The organism is Streptomyces sp. NPDC087428 (assembly GCF_044744085.1).
Lineage (GTDB): Bacteria > Actinomycetota > Actinomycetes > Streptomycetales > Streptomycetaceae > Streptomyces.
The window spans coordinates 242,184-263,110 of the sequence record NZ_JBIUXR010000009.1 but is presented as its reverse complement, the minus strand read 5'-3'; the positions used below and the strand labels follow the sequence as shown (position 1 = coordinate 263,110).

General features: G+C 71.3%; 19 protein-coding genes and 1 pseudogene. 9 read left to right on the top strand and 11 right to left on the bottom strand.

Annotation, left to right across the window (positions count from 1 at the left end):
- Nucleotides 1–184: 184 nt before the first annotated feature.
- Both ACIO3R_RS20840 and ACIO3R_RS20835 read right to left on the bottom strand, forming a co-directional pair.
- Nucleotides 185–787, bottom strand: a complete 603-nt coding sequence (locus ACIO3R_RS20840) for a phosphatase PAP2 family protein (protein ID WP_402107550.1) — start codon at nucleotides 785–787, stop codon at nucleotides 185–187.
- Complete coding sequence (locus tag ACIO3R_RS20835) at nucleotides 787–1,431, bottom strand: DedA family protein (protein ID WP_402107548.1); 645 nt, start codon at nucleotides 1,429–1,431, stop codon at nucleotides 787–789. Before ACIO3R_RS20835 ends, ACIO3R_RS20840 begins: the two co-directional genes overlap by 1 nt.
- Before the next feature lie 267 nt (nucleotides 1,432–1,698).
- Here ACIO3R_RS20835 and ACIO3R_RS20830 point away from each other — a divergent pair, with 267 nt between their 5' ends.
- The 3 genes from ACIO3R_RS20830 (at nucleotide 1,699) to abc-f (ending at nucleotide 4,923) form a co-directional block, all read left to right on the top strand.
- Complete coding sequence (locus tag ACIO3R_RS20830) at nucleotides 1,699–2,055, top strand: BlaI/MecI/CopY family transcriptional regulator (protein ID WP_385030743.1); 357 nt, start codon at nucleotides 1,699–1,701, stop codon at nucleotides 2,053–2,055.
- Nucleotides 2,052–2,990, top strand: a complete 939-nt coding sequence (locus ACIO3R_RS20825) for a M56 family metallopeptidase (RefSeq protein WP_402107545.1) — start codon at nucleotides 2,052–2,054, stop codon at nucleotides 2,988–2,990. Before ACIO3R_RS20830 ends, ACIO3R_RS20825 begins: the two co-directional genes overlap by 4 nt.
- 289 nt (nucleotides 2,991–3,279) lie before the next feature.
- On the top strand, nucleotides 3,280–4,923 hold the full coding sequence (gene abc-f, locus ACIO3R_RS20820) for a ribosomal protection-like ABC-F family protein (protein WP_402107542.1): 1,644 nt from the start codon (nucleotides 3,280–3,282) through the stop codon (nucleotides 4,921–4,923).
- A 10-nt stretch (nucleotides 4,924–4,933) separates the two neighbouring features.
- Here the strand turns inward: abc-f and ACIO3R_RS20815 are convergent, their stop codons facing one another.
- From ACIO3R_RS20815 to ACIO3R_RS20790, 6 genes and pseudogenes are all read right to left on the bottom strand, one after another.
- The gene (locus tag ACIO3R_RS20815) at nucleotides 4,934–5,440 is read right to left on the bottom strand and encodes an NUDIX domain-containing protein (protein WP_385030696.1); all 507 of its coding nucleotides are present in this window, start codon (nucleotides 5,438–5,440) and stop codon (nucleotides 4,934–4,936) included.
- A gap of 56 nt (nucleotides 5,441–5,496) precedes the next feature.
- Nucleotides 5,497–5,907 (bottom strand): PTS fructose transporter subunit IIA, encoded by a 411-nt coding sequence (locus ACIO3R_RS20810; protein WP_363021789.1) that lies wholly within the window; start codon nucleotides 5,905–5,907, stop codon nucleotides 5,497–5,499.
- The gene (gene dhaL / locus ACIO3R_RS20805; protein ID WP_385030693.1) at nucleotides 5,904–6,518 is read right to left on the bottom strand and encodes a dihydroxyacetone kinase subunit DhaL; all 615 of its coding nucleotides are present in this window, start codon (nucleotides 6,516–6,518) and stop codon (nucleotides 5,904–5,906) included. The genes ACIO3R_RS20810 and dhaL overlap by 4 nt, the downstream gene beginning before the upstream one ends.
- Nucleotides 6,519–6,577: 59 nt before the next feature.
- On the bottom strand, nucleotides 6,578–7,564 hold the full coding sequence (gene dhaK, locus ACIO3R_RS20800) for a dihydroxyacetone kinase subunit DhaK (protein WP_385346099.1): 987 nt from the start codon (nucleotides 7,562–7,564) through the stop codon (nucleotides 6,578–6,580).
- Nucleotides 7,565–7,734: 170 nt separating this feature from the next.
- Nucleotides 7,735–8,244 (bottom strand): annotated as a pseudogene (locus ACIO3R_RS20795) (silent information regulator protein Sir2); the annotation flags it as partial.
- A 127-nt stretch (nucleotides 8,245–8,371) separates the two neighbouring features.
- The gene (locus tag ACIO3R_RS20790; RefSeq protein WP_402107536.1) at nucleotides 8,372–8,767 is read right to left on the bottom strand and encodes a molybdopterin-binding protein; all 396 of its coding nucleotides are present in this window, start codon (nucleotides 8,765–8,767) and stop codon (nucleotides 8,372–8,374) included.
- Between the two features lie 261 nt (nucleotides 8,768–9,028).
- On the opposite strand from ACIO3R_RS20790, the gene ACIO3R_RS20785 reads away from it, so the two are divergent.
- Both ACIO3R_RS20785 and ACIO3R_RS20780 read left to right on the top strand, forming a co-directional pair.
- Nucleotides 9,029–10,534 (top strand): MFS transporter, encoded by a 1,506-nt coding sequence (locus ACIO3R_RS20785; RefSeq protein WP_385030684.1) that lies wholly within the window; start codon nucleotides 9,029–9,031, stop codon nucleotides 10,532–10,534.
- A gap of 11 nt (nucleotides 10,535–10,545) precedes the next feature.
- Nucleotides 10,546–11,577, top strand: a complete 1,032-nt coding sequence (locus ACIO3R_RS20780; protein WP_385030681.1) for a glutathione S-transferase family protein — start codon at nucleotides 10,546–10,548, stop codon at nucleotides 11,575–11,577.
- A gap of 6 nt (nucleotides 11,578–11,583) precedes the next feature.
- Here ACIO3R_RS20780 and ACIO3R_RS20775 read toward each other — a convergent pair whose 3' ends face one another.
- Nucleotides 11,584–12,084, bottom strand: coding sequence for a tetratricopeptide repeat protein (locus ACIO3R_RS20775; RefSeq protein WP_402107533.1), 501 nt, complete (start codon nucleotides 12,082–12,084; stop codon nucleotides 11,584–11,586).
- Nucleotides 12,085–12,278: 194 nt separating this feature from the next.
- On the opposite strand from ACIO3R_RS20775, the gene ACIO3R_RS20770 reads away from it, so the two are divergent.
- The 4 genes from ACIO3R_RS20770 (at nucleotide 12,279) to ACIO3R_RS20755 (ending at nucleotide 18,425) form a co-directional block, all read left to right on the top strand.
- Nucleotides 12,279–14,501: an NADP-dependent isocitrate dehydrogenase gene (locus tag ACIO3R_RS20770; RefSeq protein ID WP_385030675.1), complete on the top strand. Its 2,223-nt coding sequence runs from the start codon at nucleotides 12,279–12,281 to the stop codon at nucleotides 14,499–14,501.
- A gap of 324 nt (nucleotides 14,502–14,825) precedes the next feature.
- A complete protein-coding gene (ctaD, locus tag ACIO3R_RS20765; protein ID WP_385030672.1) occupies nucleotides 14,826–16,553 on the top strand; it encodes a cytochrome c oxidase subunit I in 1,728 nt (575 codons plus the stop codon).
- A gap of 29 nt (nucleotides 16,554–16,582) precedes the next feature.
- Nucleotides 16,583–16,933, top strand: coding sequence for a hypothetical protein (locus tag ACIO3R_RS20760; protein WP_385030741.1), 351 nt, complete (start codon nucleotides 16,583–16,585; stop codon nucleotides 16,931–16,933).
- A 130-nt stretch (nucleotides 16,934–17,063) separates the two neighbouring features.
- Entirely contained in the window at nucleotides 17,064–18,425 is a 1,362-nt protein-coding gene (locus tag ACIO3R_RS20755; RefSeq protein WP_402107529.1) for an NAD(P)/FAD-dependent oxidoreductase, read from the top strand.
- Between the two features lie 43 nt (nucleotides 18,426–18,468).
- On the opposite strand, the gene rho is transcribed toward ACIO3R_RS20755, so the two are convergent.
- A complete protein-coding gene (rho, locus tag ACIO3R_RS20750) occupies nucleotides 18,469–19,635 on the bottom strand; it encodes a transcription termination factor Rho (protein WP_402107526.1) in 1,167 nt (388 codons plus the stop codon).
- A 281-nt stretch (nucleotides 19,636–19,916) separates the two neighbouring features.
- A complete protein-coding gene (meaB, locus tag ACIO3R_RS20745) occupies nucleotides 19,917–20,915 on the bottom strand; it encodes a methylmalonyl Co-A mutase-associated GTPase MeaB (RefSeq protein ID WP_385030663.1) in 999 nt (332 codons plus the stop codon).
- Nucleotides 20,916–20,927: the final 12 nt, after the last annotated feature.

Genomic DNA, 20,927 nt, shown 5'->3' with positions numbered 1-20,927 from the left:
TGACACCGGGAGCGGACGCAGTCCGGTCCGCCGCCTTCGCAGGTACGGCCGACCGCGGCGGGACGCGGTACGTGCTAACGCCGCCGAGACGGCCGGGCACATGGGCGTCGGTCATCCGGCCGGGGCACACGGATCTCTGCGGGCACGGGAATCATCACGGTACGTTCCCCGCACCCCCACCCGCTCACCGCACTGCCACCAGCGGACGCAGCCGGCTGTCGCGCAGCCGGACCACCGCCGGGGCACAGCGCCGCGCCGCTACAGCCAAGGGCCAGGCGACGAGCGCGCCGATCAGCAGCCCGACGAGCACATCGTGCGGATAGTGCGCCCCGATCCACACCCGGGACGCCGCCATCAGCAGCGCGGCCGGCACCGCGGCCGCTCCGAGCCGCCGGTCCGTCAGCCAGATCACCATGGCCGCGGCCGCCGCGATGGCGGCGTGATTGCTGGGGAAGGACCAGTCGCCGAGCGCCGGGCACGCCTCCACCGTCACGACGTGCAGCGTCCGGCAGGGCCGTTGTTCGTGAAAGGCCGACTTCACCACGTCGTTGACGAGATACGTGGCGACCACGACGAGCGGGGCGCAGAGCGCCATGGCGGTACGCGCGGGATCCGCGGAACGGGAGCGCCACCAGGACGCGAGCATGAGCACCGCGAACAGGGCGAGTCCGTAGTTCGACCACACGCGGACGGCGGAATCCAGGACGGCGGGGGAGCGCTGGGCCAGTTCGGTGACCCAGGTGTACAGCCCACCGTCGATCGAGGTGGCCGCGGAGGCGAGCCGCATCAGTTGTTGTCTCCTTCGGGAGTGCGCCGGCTGCGGGAGCGGAGCAGTTCGGCGGCGAGAGGGATCAGGGAGACCACGACCACGACGGCGACGATCGGCAGCAGATAGCGGTCGACGTTCGGCACCGAGGACCCCAGCGCGTATCCGGCGAGGACCAGCCCGGCCGTCCAGATCACGCCACCGACGACCTGCCACAGAACGAACACCCTGGCCGGGACGTCGAGTACCCCGGCCAGCGGGTTGAGTACCGTGCGTACGACGGGAACGAAGCGGGCCAGCACGATCGCGCGGGCGTAGCCGTATCTGGCGAGCAGCTCCGCCGCGCGGCCGGCCCCCTCTTGCAGTCGCTTGGAGCGGCTGCGGGCGAGCAGCGCCTGGCCGCCCCGGCGGCCGAGCCAGTAGCCCGTCTGCGCACCGAGCAGCGCTCCGGTCACCGCGGCGATGAGCACGTGTGGCAGCGACAGCTCGACCGGACCGTGGGTGCCTGAGACGCTGAGCAGGCCCGCCATGAACAGCAGTGAATCGCCGGGGAGGAAGAAGCCGACGAGCAGCCCCGTCTCGGCGAAGAGCACGGCGGCGACGCCGAGCGCGCCGAACGTTCCGAGCAGCGAACCGGCGTCCAGCAGGTTCACCGCTTGCGGCATGGACGCCAGTGAGAGTACGGACACGGTGGAGGGTCTCCCATAATGGTGAGCGGGTGCCCCTGTGGAACACCCGGACTGACTACAGTGATGTAGACGGTCGACACCACTGTAGACGCCCGAAGGGGAAGGAGAGTTCCCATGCCACAGGTGAACGGGATATCCGGCGGAGAATTCGCCCCCCGGCCGTACGAAGGACCGGACACCGGGCAGACACTCCCGGCCGGGCAGGAGCCCGCCCCGCGATCCGCCGAGGCCGGTCACGTTCCGGTGGAGCGCCGCCCCTCCGGTGAGCTGGAGTCCACGATCCTGGCGGCCCTCTGGGCGGCCGGTACCCCGCTCACCGCCGGTCAGGTGCAGGGCGCGATCGGCGCGGAACTCGCGCGGACCACCGTCACCACCATCCTGTCGCGCCTCCACGAGAAGGGCACGGTCGCCCGCACCAGGTCGGGACGCGGATTCGCGTACACCCCCACCGAGGACGCGGCCGGACTGACCGCCCGCCGGATGCACAGCGAACTGCGCAAGGACGAGGACCGCGGCACAGTGCTGGCACGGTTCGTGTCGCAGCTCAGCGACGAGGACGAGCGGCTCCTGCGCGATCTGCTGGACGGGGACGCACGATGATCTACGCCGTATGGATTCCGCTGCTGGTGCCCTTCCTGGTGGTTCCCGCGGCCCGTCGGCTCGCCGATGCCCTGTCGCCCGTGCGGGCCGTACGGCTGCTCGCCGCGACGGGCGCCGGCCTGGCACTGTGCACCGTGTGCGCACTGGCACTGCTGGTGGTGCCCGGGGCCGGCCGGCTGTCCGCCGTCGCCGCCGCCGGCGAATTCGTGCGCCCGCTCGTCGCCGCCGAACCGGCCGCCGCCGCACCGCTCGCGGCCGTCGCGCTGGCGCTGCTCCTGGGCTGCGGCGCGGCCGTGACCGGTGCGGCGCGCAGTCACTGGCTCCAGCTCCACCGGGCCGCAGGCCCGGGGCGGGGCGACGGGAGCGAGCTCTCCGTGCTGCGTGACACCCGCCCCGACGCCTACGCGCTGCCCGGACGGCCCGGCAGTCCCGGCCGGATCGTCGTCACCACCGGCATGCTGCACGCCCTGGAACCCGCCGAGCGGGACGCGCTCCTGGCTCACGAGCGCGCGCACCTCACCGGGCGCCACCACCTGTACCTCGCCGTGGCCGAGCTGTCCGCCCGCTGTCACCCGGCGCTGCGGGCCCTGCGCGCGCCCATGGGATACGCGCTGGAGCGCTGCGCGGACGAGGCAGCCGCGCACGCCGTCGGAGACCGCACGGTCGCCGCCCGTGCGATCGGACGCGCCGCGCTGGCCGCCCGGACGGCCGGAGGAGACTCCGCGCCCCGCCCCGTCCCGGCCCTCGGCGCGGTGGCCGGACCCGTCCCGCGCCGGGTCGCCGCCCTGCTGGGCCGGACCGCCGGGCGCCCGCGCCTCGGCCTCGCCGCCGCCGCGACCCTGATCGCCTGCCTGGCCGTCTCTGGAGCGGCCGCTCTCGACGCGACGCACGACCTGCACAGCAGCATCGAGGTCGCCCAGGGCGAGAGCCCGTAGCCCCGCCCGGCCTCCGCGCACCCGTCCGGCTTCCGCCCGACCGGGGAAAACGGCCTGACAGCCCACGGGCCCCCGTGCTTAGACTGGCCCCATGGGTTCGTACTACTTCTTCCGCTGATTCCGGCAGGGACACCACAGAGCGACACCAGCGACGCCGGGTGCGCCACCCGGCCCGGCCGGGTGACCGACCGGGTCACCCCGTGTGGCGTCCCCTCCCGCCCGTTCAGCGCCCCGCCCGCCGCACCCGTCATGGGCCGACGAGGCATGTCACCCGAGGGAAGAGCGACCCATGTCCCCCAAGCACGACCGCGCCCAGCTGGCCATGAAGGACGTCTCCAAGGCGTACGGAGTCCGCACCGTCCTCGATCAGGTGTCGCTCACCGTCCGTCCGGGTGACCGCGTCGGAGTGATCGGTGAGAACGGCTCCGGCAAGTCCACCCTCCTGCGGCTGCTGTCCGGTGCCGAGACGCCGGACAGCGGTGAGATCACCGTCCGCTTCCCCGGCGGCACCGGCTACCTCTCCCAGACCCTCGCGTCGGCCCCCGCCCACACGGTTCAGGACGCCGTCGACACCGCCCTGGCCGGACTCCGCGCACTGGAGCAGCGGATCCGTACCGCCGAAACCGCACTCGCCGCGCCCGGCGGCGCGGACGACGCCCGACTCGCCGCGTACGGAGATCTGCTGACGGAGTACGAGGAGCGCGGCGGCTACCTGGCCGATGCCCGGGTCGATGCCGCGCTGCACGGCCTCGGACTCGGGCACCTCGCCGGGGAACGCCCGCTCGGCACACTCTCCGGCGGAGAGCGGTCCAGGCTCGCGCTCGCCTGTGTGCTGGCATCCGGTCCCGAACTGCTGCTGCTCGACGAGCCGACCAACCACCTCGACCTCAGGGCCGTCACCTGGCTGGAGGACCATCTGCGTGCCCACCGCGGCACCGTCGTCGTGATCACCCACGACCGGGCGTTCCTGGAGCGGACCACCACCGTCATCGTCGAGGTGGACCGCGATCTGCGCAGCGTCGCCACGTATGGGGACGGCTGGGACGGCTACCGCGCGGCGAAGGCGGCAGCCCGGCGCCGCTGGGCGCAGGACCACCAGGAATGGCTGGACGAACTGGCCCGAACCGAAGAGCTGGTGGGCGCAGCGGGCCGACGTCTCGCCGGGGCCGGGAAGGACCCCGGGGAGGGCTTCGGCAAGCACCGCCGTTCGCACGAGGCCAAGTTGTCCGGTCAGGTCAGAGCCGCCCGGAGCCGACTGGAGGCCCTGCACAGGGCGCCTGTTCCCGCCCCGCCGCGGCCCCTGCGGTTCACCGCGGCCCTGGCACTCTCCGCCGACGGAGAACGGCCGCCGGGCCCACTGGTGGAGCTCGACTCCGTCGCGGTCGGCGACCGGCTGCGCATGTCCGCACTGCGCGTGGCGGCCGGACAGCGCCTGCTGGTCACCGGGCCGAACGGTGCCGGCAAGTCGACCCTTCTGCGGGTTCTGGCCGGAGACCTCGCCCCAGAGACCGGCACCGTGCGCCGACGGGCCCGGATCGGATACCTCCCGCAGGAACTCCCCGCCAGGCCCACCCGCCGCACGCTCCTGGCGACCTTCGCGGCCGGACGGCCCGGCCACGCAGACGAGTACACCGACACGCTTCTCGCGCTCGGACTGTTCCGCCCCGAGGACCTGAGCGTTCCGGTCTCCGACCTCTCCGTCGGGCAGCAGCGGAGGCTGGCGCTGGCCCGGCTGGTCACCCGGCCGGCCGATCTGCTGGTGCTCGACGAGCCGACGAACCACATCGCCCTCGGCCTGGTGGAGGAAGTGGAGGCGGCACTGGCCGCGTACGCCGGAGCCGTCGTGGTCGTCTCGCACGACCGCAGCTTCCGCGGCCGCTTCACCGGCGACCGGCTCGAACTCCACGAGGGCGCACCGCTCGGCGCTCCCTGACCGCACAACCTCAGGCCCCGTCGTGCGCGGACGGCCCCCGCCCGCCCGTCACCACGTCGCGCAGCCGCTCCACGAAGACCCGCTGGCCCTTGACGAGGCGCTCGGCGGCAACCTCCGGCGTGCACCAGGCGAACCGGTCGATCTCCGGGAACTCCTGCTGCACGCCGGACCCTCGCGGCCACTCCATCGTGAACGTCCCCGGAACGGCCGCCGCCGCGTCGAGACCGGCCTCCACCGCCCACACCGTCACCACCTTGCCGCCGGACTGACGGGACTCGCCCAGCGCCACCCACGCACCGTCCGGGACCGGGTGGCCGAACTCCTCCTCGAACTCCCGCCGGGCCGCGGCCGCCGCTTCCTCCTCAGGGCCGTACTCACCCTTCGGAACCGACCACGCCGCGCTCTCCCGGCCCGCCCAGAACGGCCCGCCCATATGCCCGATGAGGACTTCGAGACCGGATTCCCCGGTGGTACGGAACAGGAGGAGCCCGGCGCTGCGCCGCTCGTTCGGTGACATGCGTCAAGTGTGGGCGAACGGTGCGGGAGCCGCGGCCGCAGACACGGCCGCCCGCCCTACACCTTGCGGTAGCCGTACGCCTCCGACGCGGCCGCCGCCACAGCCGAGAGATCGCCGCCCGCCGACGCGGTGACCACCGCGGCCACCGCACCCTCCACGAACGGGGCATCCACCAGCTGTGTCCCGTCCGGGAGTTCGTCGCCCTCGGCCAGCATCGCCTTGACGGTGAGCACCGCACTGCCCAGGTCGACCAGTACGGCGACACCCGCACCGCCGTCCACCGAGCGGGCGGCCTCCGCGATGAGCTCCGCGCTCGTCCCGAGGCCACCCGCCGGCGTACCGCCGGCGGCGGCCACCGGCGCTGTCGCGCCACCGGCCGCGAGACCCCTGGCCAGCGCGGCAACCGCCTCTGCCACCGGACCGCTGTGCGAGACCAGCACGATCCCGACCTGCTTGCCCGCGTTCACGCGTCACCCCCGGCCGCGCCGTCGGTCGCTGCGAGCGCGGCGATCAGCAACGCGGAGGACGCGGCCCCCGGATCCTGATGTCCGATGCTCCGTTCACCCAGATAGCTGGCCCGGCCCTTGCGCGCCTGCAACGGGACGGTCGCCACCGAGCCCGCCCGCGCAGCATCCCGCGCCGCCTCGAACGATGTCCCCAGCGCCTCGGCCGCCGGCAGCAGGGCGTCCAGCATCGTCTTGTCCCCGGCCTGGGCCCCGCCCAGCTGGGCCACGGCCGCCACGCCCGTGCCGAGCGCCTGCGCCAGTTCCTCCAGGGTCACGGTGGGCGCGTCACCCAGCGCCTTGCCCGTGCGCCGGAGCAATGTCCCGTACAGCGGACCGGACGCCCCGCCGACGGTCGAGATCAGCTGTCTCCCGGCGAGCATCAGTACGGCCCCCGGTGTCTGCGGGGATTCCTTCTCCAGGGCGGCCACCACCGCGGTGAAGCCGCGCTGCAGATTGCTGCCGTGATCGGCGTCCCCGATCGCCGAGTCGAGTTCGGTCAGGTGCGCCGCCTCGCGGTCCACGGCGGCGGCGGTCGTGGTCATCCAGCGGCGGAAGAAGTCGGCGTCGAGCACTTGATCTCCTTGGGTCCATCGAGTGTGACGGCGTGCACGGCAATGCGGGACACGGAGGGTCAACGGCCCCAGCGCAGGGCAGGCGTCTCCACCGGCGCGTCCCAGAGCCGTACCAGCTCCTCGTCCACCTGGCAGAGCGTCACCGAGCAGCCCGCCATGTCGAGCGACGTCACGTAGTTCCCCACGAGCGTACGAGCCACGACGACGCCCCGCTCGGACAGCACCCGCTGCACCTCGGCATTGAACCCGTACAGCTCCAGCAGTGGGGTCGCGCCCATCCCGTTGACCAGCGCGATCACCGGCCCGTGCGGGCGCAGATCCTCCAGTACGGCGTCCACCGTGAAGTCGGCGATCTCCCGCGACGTCATCATCGGACGCCGCTCGCGCCCCGGCTCGCCGTGGATCCCCACCCCGAGTTCGAGTTCGCCCACGGGGAGGTCGAAGGTGGGGGAGCCCTTGGCGGGTGTGGTCACCGAGCTCAGCGCCACGCCGAAGCTCCGCGACGACTCGTTCACCTGGCGCGCGATGGCCGCCACCCGGTCCAGCGGAGCGCCCTCCTCGGCCGCCGCCCCGGCGATCTTCTCGACGAAGAGCGTCGCCCCCGTGCCCCGCCTCCCCGCCGTGAAGAGGCTGTCGGTGACCGCGACATCGTCGTTGACGAGTACCTGGGCGACCCGTACCCCCTCCTCGTCGGCCAGCTCGGCGGCCATCTCGAAGTTGAGCACGTCACCGGTGTAGTTCTTGACGACGAAGAGCACGCCCGCACCGCTGTCGACGGCGACGGCGGCCCGCACCATCTGATCCGGGACCGGGGACGTGAACACCTCACCGGCGCACGCGGCCGACAGCATTCCGGGCCCGACGAACCCGGCGTGCAGCGGCTCGTGGCCGGACCCGCCGCCGGAGACCAGGGCGGTCTTTCCGGCCACGGGCGCGTCGCGCCGTACGACGACACGGTTCTCGACATCCACGGTCAGATCCGGATGGGCGGCGGCCATCCCGCGCAGAGCATCCGCGACCACGGTTTCGGGGACGTTGATCAGCATTTTCAACGGTGACCTCCCAGTAGAGCCATCAGGTGGCGCCCTGATCAGGTTTGCGCAGCTCAGGGGCCGCTTGGTGAGTCGTCGAGCCCGGCGGCGGACGGCCTTCTGGGGTCGGGGCCGGCGGAACCGTGTGACTCGTGGCCAGTGTACTGACGGGCTGTCATCGCCGGGATGACGTGGTCCACGGCGATGTCGTCGCCGCCGAGCTTGTAGCCGGTGCGGTGACCGTCGGAGTTCCGGCTGCCGTCGGTGAGAGTGCCGTTCTCGTAGGAGAGCGAGTCCTCGATGGGCACCGGGCCGATGGGACCCGTGTCGGTCTTGGTGCAGAGGTCCCAGCCGTCGTCCATGTTGTTGTGGGAGACGGCGTAGCGGAAGACGTTTCCGGGGCCGACGGTGAGCTTCGCGGCGAAGCCGTCCGCGTCCTCGCCGTCGGAGTCGGCGTTGTCGTGCGTCTCCGCGCTCAGGACGAGGTTGTTGGACGGCCACTCGTCGCGGGGGGTGCTGGACGGGATCCGCGAGAGCTGAAGCCCCGTGTCACGGTTGAAGCGCGTCACGGTGCGCTCGATGATGTTGTCGCTGCCGCCGACGAAGATCCCGTTGTCACCGGCGTGCTCGACGACGATGCCGTTGATGTGCCACAACGAGCCGTTCACGGCGAGCCCGCGGTTCGCCGGGTCCGACTCCGTTCCGGCCGCGTCCTCGCTGCCGCCCGACGGCTCGGTGGCCGCGTCGTCCGGAGGGCCCGCGTGTTCAGGACCCGTCCGGAAACGGGGACCTCGTGTCTCCGTGCCGTTCCCCGGATCCGGGTCAGGTGCGGTCGATGTGCACGCTGGTCGACTTCACCCGGGCGGTGGCCTGCATGCCCGCCTCGAGGCCGAGCTCCTCGACCGCCTCCCGGGTCAGCAGCGACACGAGCCGGTGGGGACCGGCCTGGATCTCCACCTGCGCCGCCACGTCCCCGAGCTTGACGGCCGTGACGATGCCGGGAAAGGCGTTACGGGCCGAGGTGTACGACGTGTCGTCCTCGCCGGCGCCCCCCTGGGCGACCTCGACGGAGAACGCGGCCAGGTCGCGGCCGTCGATGAGGCGGCGCCCGCCGTCCTCGCGGTGGGTCGCCACGCGTCCGGCGTCCGCCCAGCGGCGCGCGGTGTCCGGGCTGACGCCCAGCAGACGGGCGGCCTGCCCAATGGTGTAGGACTGCATATGCCGCACCTTAGAGTTGTATGGCTCGCATGTGCAAGCTTTTTCTGTGCATTTCTTGGCGTATGTCAACATTCAACGGCCGCCCTCGCCGCTGTCCGCGGTGGCCGCCACCGCCGGGACCGTCACTGTGGCCGGCCGCCCCGCCCGCATCCTGCCGTACACCGTCCGCATACCGGCGACCGCGCCAATGTAGCGCGCGGCGCACGGCCGGGTGGCCCTGCCGGGATGAGGAATCGGGGCGTGCGACCTAGTGTGCGAGCCATGGCAGAGAGTGCGGCGAACCGGGGTTCCGGGGGGCGGGGTGCGGAGTCCGCCGCCGGGCCGGACGCGCCCGACCCCCGGCGGTGGCGGGCACTCGCGGTGTGCTTGGTCGCAGGCTTCATGACGCTGCTGGACGTGTCGATCGTCAACGTCGCGCTGCCGTCCATCCGGGAGGGCCTGCACACTCCGGAGTCCGATCTGCAGTGGGTGCTGTCCGGTTATGCCCTGGCCTTCGGGCTGTTCCTGATCCCCGCCGGACGGCTCGGCGACGCGCGCGGGCGCCGCGAGGTCTTCATGGCCGGGCTGGTGCTCTTCACGCTGTCGTCGGCGGCCTGCGGAGCCGCCCAGTCCAGCCTCTGGCTGGTCATCGCCCGACTAATCCAGGGCCTGGCCGGCGGGCTGTTGTCACCCCAGATCTCCGCCCTCATCCAGCAGATGTTCTCGGGGCGCGAACGGGGCCGGGCCTTCGGCATGTTCGGCACGGTGGTCGGCATCTCCACCGCTGTGGGCCCGCTGCTGGGCGGACTGCTGATCCAGGCGGCCGGCGCTGAGGAGGGCTGGCGCTGGGTGTTCTACGTCAACCTGCCGCTCGGAGCCGTCTGCCTTCTGCTGGCCCGCAGACTGCTGCCGGACACCCCGTCCGCGGGCCCGGTGCGGCTGCGGGACCTCGACCCCCTCGGGGTCCTGCTGCTGGGCGCGGGGGTGCTGACGCTGCTACTGCCCTTCGTCCAGGCGCAGCAGTGGCGGGGCGACGGGAAATGGCTGCTCCTGCCGGCGGCCGCGGCGCTGCTCACCGCCTTCGTCGGCTGGGAGTCCCGGTGCGGCCGCCGCGGCACCCAGCCGGTGGTGAACCTCTCGCTGTTCCGCGTCCGCTCCTACTGGCTGGGCTGCCTGCTGATCCTGCTGTACTTCGCCGGATTCACCTCGATCTTCTTCATCACTACGCTCTACCTGCAGAGCGGACTGCACTACACCGCCCTGATGGCAGGTCTCGCGATCACGCCCTTCGCCCTCGGGTCCGCCGCCGCGGCCGGACCCGGCGGCAGGCTGGTCGGCCGGTACGGGCGCCCCCTCGTCGTCATCGGCATGGCGACCGTGGCAGTCGGACTCGGGGCCACCGCGCTCGCCGTCCACCTGGTGCCCGGCAGGGGCGCCGGCTGGGCGATGGCGGCCCCGCTGCTGCTGGCCGGACTGGGCAGCGGCCTGGTCATCGCGCCCAACCAGACCCTGACCTTGTCCCAGGTGCCGGTGGCCACCGCGGGGAGCGCCGGCGGCACGCTCCAGACCGGGCAGCGCGTCGGTTCCGCGATCGGGATCGCCGCGGTCGGCTCGGTCTTCTTCGCCCAGGTGGGCTCCGCCGGCTGGTCCAGCGCCTACGACCGAGGGCTGGTCGTCGCCGTCGCCTTCGTGGTGGCCGGACTGATCGTGGCGCTGGCCGACGTGGGCGGGGAACGCCGGGGCAGAAGCCGTACACAGCAGTCCGCCCGCCTTGAGGCCCCTTCGTAGGGAGAAACGCCATGAACGACCCCGCCCGCACCGAACCGGACGGCAACACGGAGTACGGCCACAAGCCCTTCAAACGGTCCAGGAGCCATTTCGCCGACCGGATCACCGCCGACGGCCGCGACGGCTGGCCCGTCGAGGCCGGCCGCTACCGCCTGGTCGTCAGCCGCGCCTGTCCCTGGGCGAGCCGCGCCCTGGTCTCCCGCCGGCTGCTCGGCCTGGAGAGCGCGCTCTCGCTCGCCGTCACCGATCCGCTGCAGGACGACCGCAGCTGGCGCTTCACGCTGGACGAGGGCGGCCGGGACCCGGTCCTCGGCATCAAGTACCTCGGCGAGGCGTACGACGCGCGGGAACGCGGATACCCCGGCGGGGTCAGCGTCCCCGCCGTCGTCGACATCCCCAGCGGCAAGCTCGTCACCAACGACTACCAGCGCATCACCCTGGACCTCGCCACCGAATGGACCGCGCTGCACCGGCCCGGGGCGCCCGACCTCTACCCCGAGCCGCTGCGCGAGGAGATCGACGAGGTCATGGAGGGCATTTACCGCGACGTCAACAACGGCGTGTACCGGGCCGGGTTCGCGACCGGGCAGGACGAGTACGAGGCTGCGTACAGGGATCTGTTCCGCCGCCTGGACCTGGTGTCGGAGCGCCTCGCGAGCCGGCGCTACCTCGTCGGCGACACGATCACCGAGGCCGACATCCGGCTCTTCACCACACTGGTGCGCTTCGACGCCGTCTACCACGGACACTTCAAGTGCAACCGCTCGAAGCTGGCCGAGGACCCGGTCCTGTGGGGTTACAGCAGGGACCTGTACCAGACTCCCGGCTTCGGTGACACGGTCGACTTCCACCACATCAAGCAGCACTACTACCGCGTCCACACGGGCATCAACCCCACCGGCATCGTGCCCGTGGGCCCCGACCTGTCGGGCTGGCTGACCCCGCACCACCGGGAGCAGCTGGGCGGCCGGCCCTTCGGTGACGGCACCCCGCCGGGACCGGTGCCGGCCGGCGAGGAGGTCCCGGCCGAGGGACGGCCCTGAAGGGCTCTACTCCGTCTCGTCCAGGCGGTCGGCGTAGTACTCGATCGCGGGGCGGTACGCCTGGACCCGGTCGTCCGCACTGGTGGCCGCCGTGACCTCGAGGAGCGTCCGTACGGCTTCGCGGGAGTCGCCGAGGTTGTACAGCGTCATCGCCAGGAAGGTCAGCAACGAGGCATCGTGCGCGAACTCCTCCAGGCCGCGGCGGAGCACCCCGCGCGCCGCCTCGTAACGGCCCAGCACCCGCAGCGTGCTGCCGAGGCCGAGGAAAGCCCCGTGGCGGTCCTCGGCCCTGAGCCCCGGACCCTCCAGCGCGCGCTCGTAGAACGGCACGGCCTGTGCCTCCAGGCCGAGGGAATCGTGCGACCAGGCGGTCTGATAGGCGATCGCCGCGTCCTGCGGATACCTCGCCGCCAGGGCCAGCAGCCGCTGGTGCGCCTGCGGGTCCTTCTGCTCGCGCAGCCGTACCGCCTGCGCCAGCGGCTCGTCGTGTTCGAATTCCGTGCTCATAGCGCCGCACGCTGCCAGGACCGCGGCCGTACGGCAAATCAATGGCAAAGCGCGGTGGCCGGCGCACCCGCCCAGCGGGTCGCGGGGCGGTACGCCGGGTTCCGGTCCGTGCGGGGCAGGGCCCTGTCGAGACAGCGCCGGTCACGAGATATCTTGATGTCAAGCAATGTTGCAGACGTGGAGCGGAGCACAGGGTGACTGACTCGACCATCATCTATACACACACCGACGAGGCCCCGGCGCTGGCGACGTATTCGTTCCTGCCGGTGATCGAGGCCTACGCCTCGAAGGCCGGGGTCACCGTGGAGAGCCGTGACATCTCCCTGGCGGGCCGGATCATCGCCAGTTTCCCCGACCGCCTCCAGGAGAACCAGCGCATCGAGGACGCGCTCGCCGAGCTCGGCGAGCTGGCCACGACTCCCGGGGCCAACATCATCAAGCTGCCGAACGTCTCGGCCTCGATCCCGCAGCTGAAGGCCGCGATCGCCGAGCTCCAGGCGCAGGGCTACGCGCTGCCGGACTACCCGGACGACCCGAAGTCCGACGAGGACAAGGACGCCCGCGCGCGTTACGACAAGATCAAGGGCAGTGCGGTCAACCCCGTCCTGCGCGAGGGCAACTCCGACCGCCGCGCTCCCGCGTCGGTCAAGAACTACGCCAAGGCGCACCCGCACCGCATGGGCGCCTGGACGGCCGACTCGAAGACGAACGTCGCGACCATGGGCGCCGACGACTTCCGCTCCACCGAGAAGTCCGTGGTGATCGAAAACGCGGGCTCGCTGCGCATCGAGCTGGTGGGCGACGACGGCACCACCACCGTGCTCCGTGAGTCCGTACCGGTGCTCGCGGGCGAGGTCGTGGACGCCGCCGTCATGCGCGTCGCCGCGCTGCGCGAGTTCTTCACCGAGCAGGTCGCGCGTGCCAAAGCCGAGGACGTGCTGTTCTCCGTGCACCTCAAGGCCACCATGATGAAGGTCTCCGACCCGATCATCTTCGGCCACGTGGTCCGCGCCTTCTTCCCGAACACGTTCGCCAAGTACGGCGAGGCACTCATCGCCGCCGGCCTGTCCCCGAACGACGGCCTCGGCGGGATCCTCAAGGGCCTGGACTCGGTGCCTCACATCGGTGCCGAGATCAAGGCCTCGTTCGAGGCCGAGCTCGCCGAGGGCCCCGCCCTGGCGATGGTCGACTCCGACAAGGGCATCACCAACCTGCACGTCCCCAGCGACGTCATCGTGGACGCCTCGATGCCGGCCATGATCCGCACCTCCGGTCACATGTGGGGCCCGGACGGTGAGGAGGCCGACACCCTCGCGGTGCTGCCCGACAGCAGCTACTCCGGCGTCTACCAGGTCGTCATCGACGACTGCCGCGCCAACGGCGCCTATGACCCGGCCACGATGGGCTCGGTGTCCAACGTCGGTCTGATGGCGCAGAAGGCCGAGGAGTACGGCAGCCACGACAAGACCTTCGAGGTCCCCGCCACCGGCACGGTGCGGGTCGTCGACGGCAACGGCAACGCCGTCCTGGAGCAGGTCGTCGGCGCCGGTGACATCTTCCGCATGTGCCAGGCCAAGGACCTGCCCATCCAGGACTGGGTCAAGCTCGCGGTCACCCGTGCCCGCGCGACCGGCGTCCCGGCCGTGTTCTGGCTCGACGAGGACCGGGCGCACGACGCCAAGCTCATCGAGAAGGTCAAGACCTACCTGGCCGAGCACGACACCGACGGTCTCCGGATCGAGATCATGTCCCCGGTGAAGGCCACCGCGTTCTCCCTGGAGCGCATCCGCCGCGGCGAGGACACCATCTCGGTCACCGGCAACGTGCTGCGTGACTACCTGACCGACCTGTTCCCCATCCTTGAGCTGGGCACCAGCGCGAAGATGCTCTCCGTCGTCCCGCTGATGAACGGCGGCGGTCTGTTCGAGACGGGCGCCGGCGGCTCCGCGCCGAAGCACGTGCAGCAGCTCGTCAAGGAGAACTACCTGCGCTGGGACAGCCTGGGTGAGTTCCTCGCCCTCGCCGTCAGCTTCGAGCACCTCGCGCAGACCACGGACAACGCCGGCGCCCAGGTCCTCGCGGACACCCTGGACCGCGCGACCGCCACGTTCCTCAACGAGGACAAGTCGCCCAGCCGCAGGCTCGGCGGCATCGACAACCGCGGCAGCCACTTCTACCTGGCGCTCTACTGGGCCCAGGAGCTGGCGCGGCAGACCGCCGACGCCACCCTCGCCGAGGCCTTCGCGCCGCTCGCCAAGACGCTGGCCGAGCAGGAGCAGACCATCGTCGACGAGCTGATCGCGGTCCAGGGCAAGCCAGTGGACATCGGCGGCTACTACCAGCCCGACCCGGCCAAGGCGTCCGCCGTCATGCGCCCGTCGGCGACGTTCAACCAGGCGATCGCGAGCCTCGCCTGATCCGATCCGGTGGACGGGGGAGGCCCTGCCGCTTCCCCCGCCCGCACCGCTTCTGAGCACTCCGCCCCGGCCGACACACCGTCGAGCCGGGGCGGAGCTGTTTCCAGGAGCGGACGGGGCCACGGAGGCGCTCGTCCGGGGACGCCCTGACGGGTGAATGTCGCGCCACGGCGGTCGCAGGGCCACCCCGGGCGGCCACCCGGCTGGTTTGCTGCAACCGGAAACTCGCGCGACGTGCGGGGAGGGCCGTTCGGCCGACCCCGGTGGAGGCGGCGCCACGCCGGGTGCAGTCCACCCGCGGAAGACAACCGAAGGAGCGTCCCAGTGACGACGACGGGCACGGCAGGGACGGCGGAGGACGACGAGGCGTACGCCAACGAGCTTCCGGTACACAGCAGAGAGCCGGGAAACGTCGTCATCAAGTGGCTGACCACCACCGACCACAAGACGATCGGCACGATGTACCTGGTCACCTCGTTCGCGTTCTTCCTCATCGGCGGTCTGCTCGCGCTCTTCATGCGCGCAGAGCTGGCCCGTCCGGGCACGCAGATCATGTCGAACGAGCAGTTCAACCAGGCCTTCACGATGCACGGCACGATCATGCTGCTGATGTTCGCGACGCCGCTGTTCGCCGGGTTCACCAACTGGATCATGCCGCTGCAGATCGGCGCGCCCGACGTGGCGTTCCCCCGGCTGAACATGTTCGCGTACTGGCTCTACCTCTTCGGCTCGCTCATCGCGGTGGGCGCCTTCCTCACCCCGGACGGAGCGGCCGACTTCGGCTGGTTCGCCTACTCCCCGCTGACGGACGCGGTCCGCTCGCCGGGCATCGGCGCCGATATGTGGATCATGGGACTGGCCTTCTCGGGATTCGGCACGATCCTCGGGTCGGTCAACTTCATCACCACGATCGTCTGCATGCGCGCACCCGGCATGACGATGTTCCGCATGCCGATCTTCGTGTGGAACGTCCTGCTGACCGCCGTCCTGGTCCTGCTGGCCTTCCCGGTCCTCGCCGGGGCGCTCCTGGCGCTGGAGGCGGACCGCAAGTTCGGCGCGCACGTGTTCGACCCGGCCAACGGCGGTGCGCTGCTCTGGCAGCACCTCTTCTGGTTCTTCGGCCATCCGGAGGTCTACATCATCGCGCTCCCGTTCTTCGGGATCGTCACCGAGATCATTCCGGTCTTCAGCCGGAAGCCGATCTTCGGCTACATCGGTCTGGTCGGCGCGACGATCGCCATCGCGGGTCTGTCCGTGACCGTGTGGGCGCACCACATGTACGTCACCGGCGCTGTGCTGCTGCCGTTCTTCTCGTTCATGACGTTCCTCATCGCGGTACCCACCGGGGTGAAGTTCTTCAACTGGATCGGCACGATGTGGAAGGGCTCGCTGTCCTTCGAGACACCGATGCTCTGGTCCGTCGGCTTTCTCGTCACGTTCCTCTTCGGCGGTCTGACCGGTGTGATCCTCGCGTCGCCCCCGATGGACTTCCACGTCTCGGACTCGTACTTCGTCGTGGCGCACTTCCACTACGTGGTCTTCGGCACCGTGGTCTTCGCGATGTTCGCCGGGTTCCACTTCTGGTGGCCGAAGTTCACCGGCAAGATGCTGGACGAGCGGCTCGGCAAGATCACCTTCTGGACCCTGTTCGTGGGCTTCCACGGCACGTTCCTGGTGCAGCACTGGCTGGGCGCGGAGGGCATGCCGCGCCGCTACGCGGACTACCTCGCGGCGGACGGCTTCACCGCGCTGAACACGATCTCGTCGATCTCCTCGTTCCTGCTCGGCCTGTCGATGCTGCCGTTCCTGTACAACGTGTGGAAGACGGCCAAGTACGGCGAGAACGTCGGGGTCGACGACCCGTGGGGTTACGGACGCTCGCTGGAGTGGGCGACCTCCTGCCCGCCGCCGCGGCACAACTTCGTCACGCTGCCGCGCATCCGTTCCGAGTCCCCTGCGTTCGACCTCCACCACCCGTCCGTGCGTGAGCTCGACGAGGCCGCCAACCACGGCGGCCGATCGGTGACGGCCCCGGGGGACCGGCGGGCGTGAGCGCGGCGGCCGGCGCGGAGGAGGACCGGATGGGCCCCGACCCCGACAAGGACAGCGCCCGCGGGCTGGCCCGGATGGAGGGCTATCTGCTGTGGAACGCCGAGATCGAGGAGGCGCGACGGCTCGCCCGTCGCTTCACCGACGAGCTGCCCTGGCTCACCACCGCCCAGCGCGAGGACGTGGAACGGGTCTACGCGGCCGACCGTGCCGAGGCCTCGCGGGTGATGCTGGTCCGCATCTCCGTCCGCGTCACCGAACTGCGCGGCGAGTACAGCCGGAGGTACCGCACGCTCAGGGCACGCTGCGTCGCCGCCGCCGCCGTGGTCTGCCTGGGCACGGCCGGCGGCACCTGCGCCGTGGTGACGTACCTGGTCAGGTGATCACCGGTGGTCCTTTCCGGCGCCCCAGCAGGCGAAGTCGCACCTGTCTCGTGAAGATGAGAGGTGACGGGCGCGTGCGACGGGGCAGGCGAACGGATGACCGTGCAGACCCCGAGAAGGGACGAACACTGTGGCACGACCCAGGATTCTCGTTGTCGGAGCCGGATTTGCCGGGGTCGAGTGCGTACGCCGTCTGGAACGCCGGCTCCGTCCGGGTGAAGCGGACATCGCGCTCGTTGCGCCGTTCTCGTACCAGCTCTACCTGCCCCTGCTGCCCCAAGTGGCCTCCGGTGTCCTCACCCCGCAGTCGGTCGCGGTGTCACTGCGCCGCAGCAGCCGGCACCGCACCAGGATCATTCCCGGCGGGGCCATCGGAGTGGACCCGATGGCGAAGATCTGCGTCGTCCGCAAGATCACCGACGAGATCGTCAACGAGCCGTACGACTACATCGTGCTCAGTCCGGGCAGCGTCACCCGCACCTTCGACATCCCCGGGCTGCTCGACAACGCCCGGGGCATGAAGACCCTGGCGGAGGCCGCCTTCGTACGCGATCACGTCATCGCGCAGCTCGACCTCGCGGACGCCAGCCACGACGAGGAGGAGCGGGCCTCGCGGCTCCAGTTCGTGGTGGTCGGCGGCGGGTACGCGGGCACAGAGACCGCGGCCTGTCTGCAGCGGCTCACCACCAACGCGCTACGGCACTACCCCCGGCTCGACCCGAAGCTGATCAAGTGGCACCTGATCGACATCGCCCCGAAGCTCATGCCCGAACTGGGCGACAAGCTCGGGGAGAGCGCGCTGAAGGTGCTGCGTGACCGCGGGATCGAGGTGTCCCTGGGCGTCTCGGTCGCCGAGGCGGGACCCGACAGGGTGACCTTCACGGACGGCCGGGTGCTGCCCTGCCGGACCCTGATCTGGACCGCGGGCGTCACCGCCAGCCCGCTGGTCGCCACCTTCGACGCGGAGACGGTACGCGGCCGGCTGGCGGTCACCCCCGAGCTGAGCCTGCCGGGCCACGACGGCATGTTCGCCCTCGGTGACGCGGCGGCCGTACCCGACCTGGCCAAGGGCGACGGCGCCGTCTGCCCGCCCACCGCGCAGCACGCCATGCGCCAGGGCCGAAAGATCGCCGACAACCTCCTGGCCACCCTCCGCAACCAGCCCCTGCGGCCGTACGTCCACACGGACCTCGGGCTCGTCGTGGACCTCGGTGGCAAGGACGCCGTCTCCAAGCCGCTCGGCATCGAGATGCGCGGCATCGGCGCCCAGGCCGTGGCCCGCGGCTACCACTGGTCGGCGCTGCGGACCAACGTCGCCAAGGCGAGGGTCATGACCAACTGGCTGATCAACGCGGCCGCGGGCGACGACTTCGTCCGCACCGGATTCCAGTCCCGCAAGCCCGCCACCCTGCGCGACTTCGAGCACACCGACAGCTATCTCACGCCTGAGCAGGTCCGCGAGCACTCCGCCTCGCTGCACACCCGGATGTGACGCCCCGCCCCCTGTGCCGGCTCGCACCGCGCCCGACCGGTGTTCAGGCGGCGGGGACGGTGTTGCGGATCAGCTTGAGGAAGGCGGCGTTGTCCGGGGTGTGCCGGATCCGGTCCAGCAGCGTTTCGAGTGAGGTCTGCGCGTCCCTGGAGTGCAGGGCGCGCCGCAGGCCGCGTACGGCCGTCAGTTCGTCGGCGGGTACGAGGAGTTCGTCGCGGCGGGTGCCGGAGGCCGCGATGTTCACGGCCGGGTGGATCCGCTTCTCGGCCAGGGTGCGGTCGAGCCGCAGCTCCATGTTGCCGGTGCCCTTCAGCTCCTCGAAGAAGTACTCGTCGGCCCGGGAGCCGGTGTCCACGAGAGCCGTGGCCAGAATGGTGAGGGAGCCGCCCTCCTCGGTGAGCCGCGCGGCCCCGAAGAGGCGCTTGGGTCCGAGCAGGGCCGCGGCGTCGACGCCGCCGCTGAGGGTGCGGCCGCCGGCCGCGGCCGCGTTGTTGTGGGCCCGGCACAGCCGGGTGAGGGAGTCCAGCAGGATGACGACGTCCTGACCCTGCTCGACCAGCCGCTTGGCGCGTTCGAGTGCGAGCTCCGCCAGCGCGATGTGCTCCTTGGCGGGGCGGTCGAAGGTCGAGGCGTACACCTCGCCCCGCACCGAGCGCAGCATGTCGGTGACCTCCTCGGGACGTTCGTCGAGCAGCACCACCATCAGGTGGCACTCGGGGTGGTTCTCGGCGACCGAGGCCGCGATCTGCTGGAGCAGGACCGTCTTGCCGGTCCGGGGCGGGGCCACGATGAGCCCGCGCTGTCCCTTGCCGATCGGGGCGACGAGATCGACGACGCGCGTCGAGGGACTGCCCGAGGGTGTCTCCAGGCGCAGCCGCTGCCTGGGGTGGAGCGGGGTGAGGTCACGGAAGTGCGGGCGGCCCCGAAGGGCTTGCGGGGGAAGGCCGTTGACGCGCTCGACGGTGCTCAGGGCGCGGGGCCGGTCGCAGGTCCCCTCGACGGAATCGCCCTTGCGCAGGCCGTGCCGGCGGATGAGCGTGGCGGGGACCTGGACGTCGCGGGGGGTGGCGTGTCCGTCGGCGGGGCGCAGAGTGCCGTGCCCCTGGTGGGTGATGTCGAGGACACCTGCCGCGGCCGTGGAGGCGGCGGGCTTGGTGGTGACGGGGTGTTCGAGTGTGGTGGTCATGCGGGGTGGTCCTTTCGCGGACATGCGAATGAAGGGGCCCGGCAGAAACAGGGGCGGAGATATCACGCCCCGGACGACGGGCAGGAAAGCCCGGTGGGAGAGCCCGTACCGGACTGAGGAAAGTAATGCGGTGAAGCTGGATCGCCGGTCGCAGTGAACGGGCGCATCAGCGTGATGAAAAACGAACCGGTACCGGCGCCCTCATCTCCGGGCGTACACGAGTACCAAGGGAAATGTACCACGGCTGCTGGGCACGGACGGCAGCCGTGGTGTGGATCACCCCGTCGACACGGGGGAGCGGGCGGTCAGACCGCCGGCCCCGGGCCCCGGAACGCCGCCAGGATCTGCTCGGCCGCCAGCGTGGCCGGCAGGGTGCCCTCCCGTACCCGCAGTTCGAGTTCCGGTGCGAGCGCACGCACCCCGGGATGGCTGCGCAGGCTCTCCAGCAGTTCCTCGCGCACCATCGTCCAGGTCCAGTCGACCTGCTGCTCGCGTCGTTTGGCCGCCAGCCGGCCGGTCGATTCGAGGAGTGTCCGGTGCTGTTCCAGCCGCTCCCACAGGGTGTCGAGGCCGCTCCCCTCGCGGGCACTGCACGTCAGCACCGGTGGCGTCCAGGCCGCGTCCGCCGCGTGCATCAGCCGGAGCGCGCCCGCCAGTTCGCGTGCGGCGGAGCGGGCGTCGCGTTCGTGCGGCCCGTCGGCCTTGTTGACCGCGATGGCGTCGGCGAGCTCCAGCACGCCCTTCTTGATGCCCTGCAACTGGTCGCCGGTGCGGGCCAGCGTCAGCAGCAGAAACGTGTCGACCATGTTGGCGACCGCCGTCTCCGACTGGCCGACCCCGACCGTCTCCACCAGCACCACGTCGTACCCCGCCGCCTCCATCACCACGATGGACTCCCGGGTCGCCTTCGCCACGCCGCCCAGCGTGCCGGCGGTGGGGGAGGGGCGCACGAACGCCGCCGGGTCCACCGCGAGCCGCTCCATCCGGGTCTTGTCGCCCAGGATGGAGCCGCCGGTACGGCTGGAGGACGGATCGACGGCCAGCACCGCGACCCGGTGCCCGAGCCCGGTGAGCATCGTGCCGAGGGCGTCGATGAACGTCGATTTGCCGACCCCGGGCACACCGCTGATGCCGATGCGGCGGGCGCTGCCGGAGTGCGGCAGGAGCTCGCGCAGCAGTTGCTGGGCCAGGGCCCGGTGGTCGGGCCGGGTGGACTCGACGAGCGTGATGGCGCGCGCGATGTGCGCCCGCCGCCCGTCGAGTACCCCCTTCGCATAGCTGTTGAGATCGATCCTCGCGGCCATGGGTTCAGCGGC

Bases quoted from the DNA above. Each gene is read 5' to 3' on its own strand.
- ACIO3R_RS20815 (WP_385030696.1), bottom strand. From the start codon at position 5,440: ATGTCACCGAACGAGCGGCGCAGCGCCGGGCTCCTCCTGTTCCGTACC.
- meaB (WP_385030663.1), bottom strand. From the start codon at position 20,915: ATGGCCGCGAGGATCGATCTCAACAGCTATGCGAAGGGGGTACTCGAC.
- ACIO3R_RS20785 (WP_385030684.1), top strand. From the start codon at position 9,029: ATGGCAGAGAGTGCGGCGAACCGGGGTTCCGGGGGGCGGGGTGCGGAG.
- ACIO3R_RS20825 (WP_402107545.1), top strand. From the start codon at position 2,052: ATGATCTACGCCGTATGGATTCCGCTGCTGGTGCCCTTCCTGGTGGTT.
- ACIO3R_RS20840 (WP_402107550.1), bottom strand. From the start codon at position 787: ATGCGGCTCGCCTCCGCGGCCACCTCGATCGACGGTGGGCTGTACACC.
- dhaK (WP_385346099.1), bottom strand. From the start codon at position 7,564: ATGCTGATCAACGTCCCCGAAACCGTGGTCGCGGATGCTCTGCGCGGG.
- rho (WP_402107526.1), bottom strand. From the start codon at position 19,635: ATGTCCGCGAAAGGACCACCCCGCATGACCACCACACTCGAACACCCC.
- ACIO3R_RS20790 (WP_402107536.1), bottom strand. From the start codon at position 8,767: ATGCAGTCCTACACCATTGGGCAGGCCGCCCGTCTGCTGGGCGTCAGC.
- ACIO3R_RS20775 (WP_402107533.1), bottom strand. From the start codon at position 12,084: ATGAGCACGGAATTCGAACACGACGAGCCGCTGGCGCAGGCGGTACGG.
- ACIO3R_RS20760 (WP_385030741.1), top strand. From the start codon at position 16,583: ATGGGCCCCGACCCCGACAAGGACAGCGCCCGCGGGCTGGCCCGGATG.
- abc-f (WP_402107542.1), top strand. From the start codon at position 3,280: ATGTCCCCCAAGCACGACCGCGCCCAGCTGGCCATGAAGGACGTCTCC.
- ACIO3R_RS20835 (WP_402107548.1), bottom strand. From the start codon at position 1,431: ATGCCGCAAGCGGTGAACCTGCTGGACGCCGGTTCGCTGCTCGGAACG.
- ACIO3R_RS20780 (WP_385030681.1), top strand. From the start codon at position 10,546: ATGAACGACCCCGCCCGCACCGAACCGGACGGCAACACGGAGTACGGC.